Source organism: Actinomyces sp. ph3, from assembly GCF_000308055.1.
Classification (GTDB): domain Bacteria; phylum Actinomycetota; class Actinomycetes; order Actinomycetales; family Actinomycetaceae; genus Pauljensenia.
On record NZ_CAGY01000001.1, the window covers coordinates 75,781 to 88,664 of the forward strand.

Below are 12,884 nucleotides of genomic sequence, written 5' to 3' on the forward strand. Positions count from 1 at the left end.
GGGTAGACCAATTTCGCCATTCGAGGTGTGCATCCTGTCCTCTCGCCGTAGTGTGTCTTCTATGAAGGAGACCCTGCTTGTTATCGATGGTCATTCAATGGCCTTTCGTGCATTCTATGCCCTACCTGTAGAGAAGTTTGTGACTGCACAAGGACAGCATACGAATGCGGTATATGGCTTTGCCTCGATGCTGATTAAGATTCTCGAGAAATATCAGCCGAGCCATGTTGCGGTCGCCTTTGATGTTTCCCGGCATTCGTTCAGGACAGAGGAATATCCCGAATATAAGGGAACTCGTGATGCGACCCCTGAGGAATTCAAAGGACAGATTGAACTCATTAGGGATCTTCTTGGAGCGATGGGTATTCGATCGCTCTCTCGAGAGGGCTTTGAGGCAGACGATTTTCTAGCAACTCTTGCTCATCGTGGCGCACAGGCAGACATGCGTGTCTTCGTCGTGTCCGGAGATCGCGATAGCTTCCAGACAGTTACCGATACAGTTACAGTCCTTTATCCCGGATTAACTCCGGGTGATCTTCGTGAAATGACTCCGGAGCGTATTGAGGATAAGTATGGCGTCCCTCCGTACCGATACCCAGAAATTGCCGCTTTGGTTGGCGAGGCCTCGGACAATCTTCCGGGGGTCCCTGGGGTCGGTCCCAAGACCGCAGCTCAATGGATTAACCGCTTTGACGGCCTCGATAATCTGTTAGAGAACGCTGACCAAGTGACAGGGAAGCGGGGAGAGGCTCTTCGAGAGCACGTCGAAGATGTGCGCCGAAATCGCCGGCTCAATCACCTCCTGACTGATATGGATCTCGAATGCGAATTGGATGATTTGCGTCGTGACGTGACAGATCGGCAGGCGCTTGCGGCTCTCTGTGATGCGCTGGAATTTCGTTCGCTCCGCTCTAAGATCCTTGCAGTCTCGAGTATCGGCCTTGGAAAAGCGGAGCAGAACGAAGAACAGAGTGTTTCTCAATCTGAAGTGACAGCGCACGAAGTATCGGTGACGCTTGCCGATGATCGGACCAAGCTCAGTCAGTGGCGTCAGGACCATCCGGGGAAGCTCTCCCTCTTTGTCGATGGCGTATTGAAAGTCAATGGTGCGGAGGTAAACGCCCTTACTTTTGCTACTGCCGACGAGGCACTTGTCATCGACCCGACACTGCTTACAGCTCAGCAAGATGCTGAACTCGCATCGCTTATTTCAGAAGATGGCCTCATTGTCTACGACTTCAAAGGCAGTATCCATGCTTTGCGAGCGCGAGGGTGGGAACTTGGTGATCCTTGTTGCGACCTGCTTCTCGCCGCATATTTAGTCAATTCTGAGCACCGCGGTTACAGGCTTTCCCAGTTGTTCTCTCGTTACTTGGGTATTGATGAAGAAGAGAAGAAGAATGAGACGACGCTCTTCGACATGGGTATCACTGAAGAGCGAGCACACGAGCTGGGAATGGCTGCCGGGCGTATGCATCCGCTTGCAGCGATCCTCATGTCGAAGTTGGAAGAGAGTGAGCAAACTCGTCTCCTCGAACAACTGGAACTGCCAATCGCGCGTTTACTGGCGCAGATGGAACACTATGGAATCGGCGTTGATGAGGAATTCCTCCGCTCACTCTCGCATGAGCTGGCCTCTGATGTTGAGTCTGCGCAACGCAGTGCGTGGGAGGTCTTGGGGCACGAAGTAAACCTCTCATCTCCTAAGCAACTTCAGGCGGTTCTCTTTGAAGAGCTCGACCTGCCAAAAACAAAGAAGACCAAGACCGGATACACAACTAATGCTGAAGCATTAACAGATCTGTTTGAGCGTACGGGGAACGAATTTCTGCGCCATCTTTTGGTACACCGTGACCGGATTAAGCTCAACCAGATGGTTGATGGCCTGAACGCCTGCATTGGGGACGATCAGCGCATTCATACCACTTTCTCTCAGACCGCGGCTGCGACGGGTCGTCTTGCCTCTTCGGATCCGAATCTGCAGAATATTCCAGCGCGTTCTGCTGATGGCTTGCGTATCCGCGCTGGTTTTGTCGCGAAGCGGCCCTATGTTGACCTGATGAGCGCTGATTACTCGCAGATTGAAATGCGCATCATGGCGCATCTGTCCAAGGACCAGGGCTTGATCGAGGCCTTCAATTCTGGGGAAGACCTTCACCGCACCATGGCAGCCATGGTCTTTGGCGTAGATCCGGCAGATGTGACGCCCGAAGAGCGTTCTCGCATTAAGGCAACTTCATACGGTTTGGCCTACGGCCTGTCAGCTTATGGTCTTTCAGCGCAGCTTCAGATTCCTGTTCACGAGGCCTCGGATTTGCGTGATCGCTATTTCGAGCGTTTCGGGGGAGTTCGTGACTACCTTGAAAGTCTCGTTGATCAGGCGCGTAAAGATGGATGGACTCAAACTATCTGCGGTCGTCGCAGATATCTGCCTGATCTTCACTCAGCAAATAGGACGCGCCGTGACATGGCTGAGCGTGCCGCATTGAATGCTCCAATCCAAGGAAGTGCCGCAGATATCGTCAAAATGGCTATGCTCGATGTCCAAAATCGTCTTGATCACAGTGATCTCTCGTCGCGGATGCTCGTTCAAATCCATGATGAACTACTGTTCGAGATTGCTCCAGGTGAGGAAGAACAACTTCGTCAACTTGTTCATGAGGGAATGGAAGGCGTCATGAAGTTGAGGGTGCCACTTGAAGTGGCGATCGGTGTCGGTGAGACATGGAAGGATGCGGCGCACTAGGAGAGGTGGACTTTTAGCCCTATTCTGTTAGAATGCTCAAGGTACTGCTACGTGCAATAGCCATTTGCACTGTGCAGCCGCAATTGTCCATATCTAGTAACACGTCCGTTTCGGAGAACACAACTACATGACCAGCACCAACTCGCAGCCGGCAGTTTCTACACCCCAGGTTGCAGTGAACGACATTGGGTCCCGCGAGGACCTGCTCGCCGCTATCGACGAGACCATCAAGTACTTCAACGATGGCGACATCGTCGAGGGCACTGTCGTCAAGGTTGACCACGATGAGGTCCTTCTTGACATTGGCTACAAGACCGAGGGTGTCATCCTCTCTCGCGAGCTTTCCATCAAGCACGATGTCAACCCGGATGATGTGGTTGCCGTTGGTGATCAGATCGAGGCCCTGGTTCTCCAGAAGGAGGACAAGGAAGGCCGCCTGCTCCTGTCCAAGAAGCGTGCACAGTACGAGCGCGCATGGGGACAGATCGAGAAGGTCAAGGAAGAAGACGGCGTTGTTACCGGTACCGTCATTGAGGTCGTCAAGGGCGGCCTGATCCTTGATATCGGCCTGCGTGGCTTCCTCCCCGCATCCCTCGTTGAAATGCGTCGCGTTCGCGATCTTGCTCCTTACATCGGTCGTGAGATCGAGGCCAAGATCATCGAGCTGGATAAGAACCGTAACAACGTTGTTCTGTCTCGCCGCGCATGGCTCGAGCAGACCCAGTCTGAGGTTCGCACCAACTTCCTGCACACCCTCCAGAAGGGTCAGGTTCGCAGCGGTGTCGTGTCCTCCATCGTTAACTTTGGTGCCTTCGTTGACCTCGGTGGGGTCGACGGCCTGGTTCACGTCTCCGAGCTGTCTTGGAAGCACATCGACCACCCCTCAGAGGTCGTCGAGGTTGGCCAGGAAGTTACCGTCGAGGTGCTCGATGTCGATATGGACCGCGAGCGCGTGTCGCTCTCGCTGAAGGCTACCCAGGAAGATCCGTGGCAGACCTTCGCACGTACCCACGCTATTGGCCAGGTCGTGCCCGGCAAGGTCACCAAGCTCGTTCCCTTCGGCGCATTCGTGCGTGTTGAAGATGGAATTGAAGGTCTGGTTCACATCTCCGAACTTGCTCAGCGTCACGTCGAGCTGCCCGAGCAGGTCGTCAAGGTTGGCGACGAGGTCTTCGTCAAGGTCATCGACATCGACCTCGAGCGTCGTCGTATCTCCCTGTCGCTGAAGCAGGCCAACGAGCGCGTTGATCCCAACTCTGAAGAGTTCGATCCTTCGCTCTACGGCATGGCCGCTGAGTACGACGAAGAGGGCAACTACAAGTACCCCGAAGGCTTCGATCCCGAAACCCAGGAATGGATGGAAGGCTACGAGGCTCAGCGCGAGGCTTGGGAAGCTCAGTACGCACAGGCTCAGGCTCGCTGGGAAGCCCACAAGGCTCAGGTTGCAAAGGCCCTTGAAGAGGACGCCGAAGCAGCTCCCGCAGTCGAAGAGCAGGCTTCGTACTCGACCCCGGTCGACTCCGAAGGCACCCTCGCTTCCGACGAGGCACTTGCAGCACTTCGTGAGAAGCTGACCAACAACTGAATCACAGCGCCTAAGCGCTCATAGTCAGTTCTGAGGCCCCGGTGAAAACCGGGGCCTCAGTTTTTTATGGTTGTTCAGCCGACGGTATGGGTCGGAGTCAATATCGAATAGAGCAGTTATTTGGATCCAGAGTGTGCCTCTCAGGCCTAGGAATGCATCGGTTCAGCTCATTGAGGTTAAGAGTGATGGCCCGCCTCGATCGAGACGGGCCATCGTCATTAGCAATGGATGCTAGACGTGGGTTCGCTTCGAAAAGACCAGATCGATCATGAAGCCGATCAATGCTGCGACAACGGTCGGTAATATCCAACCGATTTGAAGGTCTTGCCCCGGACTCCAAGCCATGAGAGGCGCAATGAAGTCCAGTGTGCCAAAGGAAATCACTGTTGTGAGAAATGACCAGATGCTTGCAACCCACACGCCAAGACGGAAGGTCCAGCGAACCTGCATTGAGTAGTGAAGGGGATGGGTCAGGATCGTAATGAAGACGATGCTAATAGCGATGGGGTAGAGGAAGGTAATGATTGGAACCGCAACCTTAAGAACCGTTGAGAGTCCGAAGGATGCCAGCACGAAGGAGATAATCGTAAAGCTGACGAGCCACATTTTGTAGGTGATCTTCGGAAGCAATCTTTCGAAGAACTCTGAAGTTGCAGCGAGTAATCCGACGGCAGTCGTCATACATGCGGTAAGCACAATGAGCCCAAAAACGAGCTGCCCAGCTGTACCCATTGTTATATGAGAGGCATCGGCAAGGAGAGTGGCTCCGTCGGTGTAGTTCTGTCCGCCGGGAATCACGTGTCCAATCAAACCCAAACCGACATAGACCAAACCGAGCAAAATACCCGCAATAAGGCCTGCCGCGCTGGTTCGACGGATGAGCTTTGCTCCGCTGATTCCCCCTTCTCCTTGATCAAATGAAGCGACGACGATAATTCCGAATGCCAGAGCAGCAATCGAATCCATGGTCATATATCCGTCGAATAAGCCAGCAGTCAAAGGTGCGTGGACATACTGTCCGACGGGAGCAACCTCAGAAGGTGGAAGTTTTGCCAGCGACAGGAAAACCAAAAGAACAAGGAGAACCAGAAGAACAGGCGTCAGGATCTTACCGAGGTGATTGACGATCTGACGAGGATTCCAGGAAAGAAAAAGCGCAACTCCGAAAAAGAGTGCATTAAAGATCATCGAGCTCATGAACGAAGTCGAATGAATAATTGGTGCAATAGCCGTCGAGAAGGAAACTGCGCCTGTACGGGGCAGTGCGTAGAACGCGCCGATCGACAGGTAGACCATGCATGAGAAAGTGATTCCAAATGCCTTTCCGCCTCGTCCAGAAAGGTCTCGCAGATCAGTTCCTGACAGTGCGATTGCGATAATCGCGATGACGGGAAGAGCCACACCGCCGATCAGGAAGCCGATCATGGCTGGGTTAAAGTTCGATCCGGAATTGGCGCCCATGATGGGCGGGAAGATTAAGTTTCCCGCACCAAAAAACATTGAAAACAAGGTGAGGGAGGTGGCGATGAGCAGTCCCATTCCTTGAGGACGCTTCGTCTGTGTTGTTGCTGTTTGAGTCACTATTCTGCTTCTAGCCGTAGAAGTAATAATTTCTATCGCGATTCTTTCACTTCATGCCTGTTGTGCCAAGCTGTGTTCACTGTTCTAGTCTTCAGATGTGAAGACTGTCATTCAATCCGGAGGCGCGAGCGCTTATCTTCTTCGCCCGATACCGCAGGCGCGCACCCAAGGACCGTCGCTTTTTCTGGCTCTCAGCGGAGGAATCGGTGCGGGAAAGTCCACGATTGCCCACGTCTTGCGCGGCCTCGGCGTCTTTGTCGTCGACGCGGACCAACTGGCTCGCGAAGTTCTTTTGCCTTCCCATCCCGTGTACGAGGCTGTGTTGAAGAACTTTGGAGCTGACCTTGCACTCCCAGATCGCTCACTGGATCGACGCCTTCTCGCGCTAAGAGCCTTCTCTTCACCAGAATCGACTTTGTTGTTGAACTCGCTCACGCACCCTGCGATCTCGGCTCTTGCTTGGGAACGACTCAAATCTGCTCCCCAGGGAAGTTGCGCGCTGTATGATGTTCCTCTTCTGACGACCTATGAGGATGCATCGCTCTTTGACGCAGTGATTATGGTCAGCGCACCAGAAGAAGTGCGCGTTAGCCGGCTAATATCTCGAGGTCTGAGCGAAGAAGATGCTCGATCTCGCATTCGCTCGCAAATTTCGGATAGCGAGCGCCGGAAGTTAGCAAGCATCTGGGTTGAGAACCTCGGCAATCAAGAAGACCTTGCCGATGTCTCCAACCAAGTCTATTCGTCTTGGTTGACACGTGTGCACTAGTTGTTCAAACTTCTTCAGTATTTCTTCAGCTTTCACATGAATTCAACGGGTAACGCTCAATAAATAACCCGGAAAACACCCAGAAACAACCAGTTTGATACGTAAACATTGATGTGTACGAGAAACTAGACCGGTTGTGACTGGGATGCTTGAAGTCGGATATTGTGGAAGTCGCTTGCGGCAAAGATAACCGTCTTCCTCGTGGAGGCGACGAAGAGCTTCTACATCGGAAAGCGAACAGACCAGCCGACATTTACCGCAGAGATGAGGATAAATGGCGCTGTTGAAGACGAAGCGTACTTTTGTTGGAAGTAGGGCAGTGCGCACTCTTGGTGCACTGACTCTTGGCGCAGGAATGACATTGGGCGGCCTGTCGCTTGCGTGGGCCGGCGACGAAGTGCCTGGACCTGATGAAGTACGCGCGCTGGGATACAACACTCTGACCTTCCAGGACGAATTTAACGGGAGTGAGCTTGACACCTCGAAATGGGGTTTGGCGCTAGGTTGCTTCGATCCCAATGCTCATTCTCAAGCCCAGTACTCCGATGCTAAGGAAAATGTCAGCGTTTCAGGTGGTGTTCTTCACCTGACCGCGCGTTATGAGCCAAAGACGCAGAAGTGGGATCGTAATACGCATTCCATGGTCACCGTTGATCGAGAATGCAAACGTACCTCCAAGGGGCAGACTGATTCTTACAAGGCTCCATTTACCTCTGCGATGGTTCAAACTCGCGATAACAAGGGAGTGAAGTGGGCGGCCTACGGCGACTTCTACGCTGAAGCCCGAATCAAGCTTCCCACAGCAGTCGCATCATGGCCCGCATTTTGGATGACGGGCACAGATCCAATTAGCTTCCCCGCACACGGCGAAATTGATGTCGTTGAAGCAAAGGGCTGGGATCCGCACTACCTCCAAGCGAACGTTCATACACCTCGCGTTGGTAACCCACAGAAGACCGAACAACATCAGGGACAACTGGGCGGTGACGGCTCATCGCAGAGTCAGTTCCATACATATGGTGTTGAGAAGAACGGTCGTGCAATCACCTTCTACCTGGACGGACGTAAGGCGCATACCGTTACTTATGACAAGGTGAAGGGGAGCAATCCCTTCGTGAATGACGCTAACGGCATGATCTTGCGCCTAAACCAGATGGTTGGTGGAACGTTCCTTGCTTCCGACACGGGCGATACAACCTATACGGATGCAACGAAGTACATCGATGCGTACAAGGGAAATGGTTCTGACATGCTCGTCGATTACGTGCGTGTATGGAAGAAGGGACCGGCAACGAGCACTGTTCCTGAACCGACTCCTACGACAAGTGCACCTGAAGTGACGACACCGACTCCGGAGGCAACTACTCAGGCTCCGTCTCCGGTTACTCCTAGTGCGACAACTCAGACCCCTGTAACCCCGACACCGGAAGCTCCTGTTGTTGCGCCAAAACCGGTCGTTCCTAGCGCCACTACCGAAGCTCCCGTAGCGCCGACGGCGCAACCGACATCTGTCGCACCTCAGCCAGTTGTACCGACTGCAAGCACCCCGGATCCCGTTGTAACAACTCCAGTACCGAACGCAAATGTTGTTGCACCTCAGCCCGTGGCTCCGCCCGCGACAACCGAGGCACCCAAGCCGACTGCCGACTCAAATGCTAATTCCCGCAGGCGAGTCCGTCGCTCGATTGAGACTGAACCAAGCCCGGTAGCAACGCAGACTCACAGCGCTGTCTCAATTCCGAATAACGATGTTTCGACTTCGCCTAGCACTACGGAGTCTGCGGCTCCAAGTGATTCCTCGTCTCAGATCTCTGAGGATCCGCAGGACCAGGTACGTGATCGTGCCCCAGAAGCTGAGAGCGTCGGTAATACTCTGACTGTCGGAGATGCTGCACCTGCCGCATCGACCGCACAGATAACCGAGCAAAAGCCCGCGATTGTTCGTGCCTTGGCACAAACGGGTGGCTCCTTCTGGTCATTGATTCTCGCCGGAGCACTTGCTGTTGGCGGTGTCGCAATGATTGCCTCCCAGCGTCGTGTGAAGGAATAATCACTAGATCCGTTTGACATCAAGCGTTTCACTGCGATTAGCGCCGTGGACGTGTACCCGAAAGGTGTACGAGCTCAGGAATATGAGCCACTGACATCTACTCAGGTATCCGTTCACGGCGCGTTCGTCTTTGAAATGACGTAGCGTTTAGGGGTGAGCCAAAGTCCTATTATTCGTGCGGAACACCCCTTCGAGGTTATTTCTGAATACACGCCATCCGGTGATCAGCCGAAGGCGATTCATGAGCTTGCAGAACGCCTGCGCGCGGGTGAACAAGACATTGTTCTTCTCGGTGCGACAGGAACCGGTAAGAGCGCAACGACTGCTTGGCTGATCGAAGAAGTTCAACGCCCAGCCTTGGTGCTTGAGCCCAATAAAACCTTGGCAGCGCAGCTAGCAGCGGAGTTTCGCCAGCTGCTGCCCAATAATGCAGTTGAATACTTCGTTTCCTATTACGACTACTACCAGCCCGAAGCCTACGTCCCTCAAACCGATACCTTTATTGAGAAGGATTCATCGATCAACGATGAAGTTGAGAGACTGCGCCATAGCGCAACAAACTCACTATTAACGCGTCGAGATACGGTCGTTGTTTCCTCTGTTTCATGTATCTATGGTTTGGGTACGCCTGAAGAGTATGTTGCACGGATGATCGAGCTGAGTCGCGGAATGTGCATTGAGCGCGATGATCTCCTCCGCGCCTTCATCGGTATGCAGTACACGCGGAACGATATCGGATTTACACGCGGAACCTTTAGGGTTCGTGGAGACACGATCGAGATCATTCCGGTGTACGAGGAACTGGCAATCCGGATTGAAATGTTCGGCGATGAAATCGATTCCTTGGCAGTACTCCATCCCGTGACGGGGAATGTGATCGAGGAAGTCGATCATGTCTACCTCTTCCCGGCATCACACTATGTTGCCGGCGAGGAACGAATGAAACGCGCGATCGCCTCTATCGAGGAAGAACTCGAAGAGCGCCTCGAATGGTTTGAATCCCAAGGAAAACTGCTTGAGGCCCAACGTCTTCGGATGCGAACAACCTACGACCTCGAAATGCTCAAGGAAATAGGCACGTGTGCGGGAGTTGAAAACTATTCGCGTCATATTGATGGACGTGGCCCGGGTACACCTCCGAATACTCTGCTTGATTATTTCCCTGATGATTTTGTTCTGGTCATCGATGAATCCCACGTGACGGTTCCGCAAATTGGGGCGATGTTCGAGGGTGACATGTCCCGAAAGCGCACCTTGGTGGATTATGGTTTCCGCCTCCCTTCGGCGATGGATAATCGTCCACTGAAATGGGATGAGTTTACGCAGCGTATTGGTCAGACCGTCTATCTTTCGGCAACTCCCGGGCAGTATGAACTGGATCGTTCTGATGGTGTCGTCGAACAGATCATTCGTCCGACTGGCCTTGTGGATCCCAAAGTTATTGTTAAACCGACTCAAGGTCAGGTTGATGACTTGCTCGAGCAGATCCAAGAGCGCACCCAGCGTGACGAGCGTGTTTTGGTCACAACTCTCACCAAGAAGATGGCTGAAGATCTGACAACTTACTTGGGTGAAAGGGGAGTGAAGGTCGAATACCTGCACTCTGATGTCGACACCTTAAGGCGCGTTGAATTACTACGTGAACTTCGCCTTGGAGTCTTTGACGTTTTAGTAGGTATTAACCTGCTTCGTGAGGGGTTGGACCTGCCCGAAGTCTCACTCGTGTCAATTTTGGATGCCGATAAAGAAGGATTCCTACGCTCAACCCGATCGCTCATTCAGACTATTGGACGAGCCGCACGTAATGTTTCGGGTGAAGTGCATATGTACGCCGATAACATCACTGACTCGATGCGCGCAGCAATAGACGAAACCGAGCGACGCCGTGAGATCCAGCTGACCTATAACCGTGAGCACGGGATTGATCCCAAACCACTGCGAAAGAAGATCGCAGACGTCACCGACATGCTGGCTCGCGAAGAGGTCGATACTGCGCAGCTCCTCGAAGGCGGATACCGTCGCGAGCGGCCGGCTACAGATATCCGCGCAGATGCGATGGCCTCGGAGGCTATTGAGGATGTGCCGAGGAGCCGAGAAGAACTTGCCAACATGGCACAAAATGACCTTGAGGATCTTATTGCCCAGTTGAGTTCTCGAATGATGGAAGCCGCAGAGAACCTCCAGTTTGAGCTTGCTGCTCGCCTACGTGATGAGCTCGCTGAACTTAAGAAAGAGCTTCGTGCAATGAAAGCTGCAAACTAATCTTTGTGGAAATTGGTTAGTGCCTTTGAGTAAAGGCACTAAGATAGTAGTGTTCTAAGTTCTCAATTCTGGGAGTCGACTGTGTCTACGATGGCGCATACGCAAGCGCGTCCCGTTCCTTTTGCCAAACGCGCCCTTGCTTGGTCTGCGCACCTCTTCACACTCACCGGTGTGCTGTGGGCGTCTTTGGCGACAATTGCTCTTTACGAGGGACATATCCGCCAGATGTGGATGTGGTTGGGAATCGCGCTTCTTGTTGATGCAGTTGACGGGAGTTTTGCGCGTGCTGTTCGCGTCACTGAATACGCTCCCGGTTTTGACGGAGCGACTTTGGACAATATTGTCGACTACCTGACCTGGACCTTCATTCCGGCGCTGTTCATGGTCTTCTACCTGCCGTTTGGATCCCGCGGGCTAGGCATCGTCGCTGCCTTAATTGTGTGCCTCTCCTCAATGTTTTGTTATTGCAATGTCTCATTGAAGACACCAGACCACTACTTCATGGGTTTTCCCGCGGCATGGAATGTGGTTGCTGCAATTATGTGGATTTTCCAAACCGGCGCTCTTTTTAACTTCATTGCGACCGTAATTTTGGCAATCCTTACGGTTGCCCCGATTGCTTTTGTCCACCCCTTCAGGGTCGGTCGTTTGCGTGTGCTTAACATCGTCGCGGCACTGGTATGGGTTGCGGCAACGGCTGTGCTTGTCGCATACGCACCCCTGCGCCCATTTATCCTCACGGGTATTTGGTGGGTTGCGGGGATCTGGATTCTTGTCGTGAGCGCTGTGCGTTCGATTCAGGGAATTCCTCAAGAATTTCGTGACGCAGAGTAACGCTTGACAAGGCGCGTGTTCTGAATCCCGCGCCAAACCTCGGTGGCAAGAGATGCCGCAATCATGAGGCCCACGATGATAATGACCGAACCTGGGTATCCGCGTCCGTGTACCCAGAAATAAACGTAGGGTGCCATGAAGGTTGTCAATGCGACAATTGCACCGCTGTAACGTTCCAATGGCCTCGATGCTGTCAACATCGCGAGAATTCCCCAGGTGTAGGGGATTGCGGTCAGTACATCGATTCCCCACAAGACCACCACAGAGCCGTGGAATTGCGGGACAAAAACGACTGGAAGTGCCCGAAGTGAGGAGTACACGAAGACTACTGCGTACACCCAGAAACGTGGGTCTTTGAGAATTCGTGTGATCAGGGAACGTTTAAAAACCTTTACCCCCGCTGCCTCAATTTGATGGGCGAGGCTGTGTGGGGTTCGTGTTGCATTCATGCCTCCTAATGCCGCCCTGAAGCTTGCATCGGGGAGTAGCTGATGAACAACGTTACTGACCCGTAGCCCGAAGACAGTCTGCGTCTCAGAGTGCTGCGCACCGACGTTGACGAAGAGGTCGAATAGCGGACCCGCGAGTTCCTTCAGTTGCTCAGTGTCAATAGGCCCAATCAACCAGATCAAAGCGCGGTGCTCTAAAGCATCACGTACTTCAGAGTAAAAATCATCGGTTGTTGACAGTGTCTGTGGTGTGAGTTCACGAACCTCACGCCGTCCCAATTCAGCAAGTCTGGAAACGCCGGCAGTGTGCGCGAGTTTTGTTGTATCAAAAGCACAGGCTTGGACGACTGGCAGTTCAAAAGGTGCCTGAGTTGACCCGAAAAGGGTCTCCTTTAGGCGACGCAGTCGGGACACTTGGGCTGCACGATTTTGAACACTCACTCTGTTGAGTCTAAAGCACTTGCGTGTGAAGCTCTTAACGACTTGTGATCTGACAGAGAATGTGAGCGGAATCGTTTGTTACGCTAGTCGCGAGGGGAGTAATCCCAAAAAGAGCACCATCGTCAACGCGGTATCTCCTAGATACCCGGTGTTGCTGCCCAATTTTG

Annotated in this window: 8 protein-coding genes; 6 read left to right on the plus strand and 2 right to left on the minus strand. The window is 53.1% G+C overall.

Annotated features, from left to right (window positions below; all coding sequences use genetic code 11):
* Positions 1–61 precede the first annotated feature (61 nt).
* Together polA and rpsA are read left to right on the plus strand one after the other, a co-directional pair.
* Complete coding sequence (gene polA / locus HGAS_RS00345) at positions 62–2,746, plus strand: DNA polymerase I (RefSeq protein WP_019125987.1); 2,685 nt, start codon at positions 62–64, stop codon at positions 2,744–2,746.
* Positions 2,747–2,873: 127 nt separating this feature from the next.
* Entirely contained in the window at positions 2,874–4,331 is a 1,458-nt protein-coding gene (gene rpsA / locus HGAS_RS00350; RefSeq protein ID WP_009409460.1) for a 30S ribosomal protein S1, read from the plus strand.
* A gap of 231 nt (positions 4,332–4,562) precedes the next feature.
* Here rpsA and brnQ read toward each other — a convergent pair whose 3' ends face one another.
* Entirely contained in the window at positions 4,563–5,912 is a 1,350-nt protein-coding gene (gene brnQ / locus HGAS_RS00355; protein WP_019125988.1) for a branched-chain amino acid transport system II carrier protein, read from the minus strand.
* 97 nt (positions 5,913–6,009) lie between these two features.
* On the opposite strand from brnQ, the gene coaE reads away from it, so the two are divergent.
* The 4 genes from coaE (at position 6,010) to HGAS_RS00375 (ending at position 11,827) form a co-directional block, all read left to right on the plus strand.
* Positions 6,010–6,681, plus strand: a complete 672-nt coding sequence (gene coaE / locus HGAS_RS00360) for a dephospho-CoA kinase (protein WP_019125989.1) — start codon at positions 6,010–6,012, stop codon at positions 6,679–6,681.
* Positions 6,682–6,955: 274 nt separating this feature from the next.
* A complete protein-coding gene (locus HGAS_RS00365) occupies positions 6,956–8,731 on the plus strand; it encodes a glycoside hydrolase family 16 protein (RefSeq protein ID WP_019125990.1) in 1,776 nt (591 codons plus the stop codon).
* A gap of 153 nt (positions 8,732–8,884) precedes the next feature.
* On the plus strand, positions 8,885–10,993 hold the full coding sequence (gene uvrB / locus HGAS_RS00370; protein WP_019125991.1) for an excinuclease ABC subunit UvrB: 2,109 nt from the start codon (positions 8,885–8,887) through the stop codon (positions 10,991–10,993).
* 90 nt (positions 10,994–11,083) lie between these two features.
* A complete protein-coding gene (locus tag HGAS_RS00375; RefSeq protein WP_019125992.1) occupies positions 11,084–11,827 on the plus strand; it encodes a CDP-alcohol phosphatidyltransferase family protein in 744 nt (247 codons plus the stop codon).
* Here HGAS_RS00375 and HGAS_RS00380 read toward each other — a convergent pair.
* The gene (locus HGAS_RS00380; protein ID WP_019125993.1) at positions 11,803–12,717 is read right to left on the minus strand and encodes a hypothetical protein; all 915 of its coding nucleotides are present in this window, start codon (positions 12,715–12,717) and stop codon (positions 11,803–11,805) included. The two genes, HGAS_RS00375 and HGAS_RS00380, sit on opposite strands and share 25 nt — an antisense overlap.
* Between the last annotated feature and the right edge of the window lie 167 nt (positions 12,718–12,884).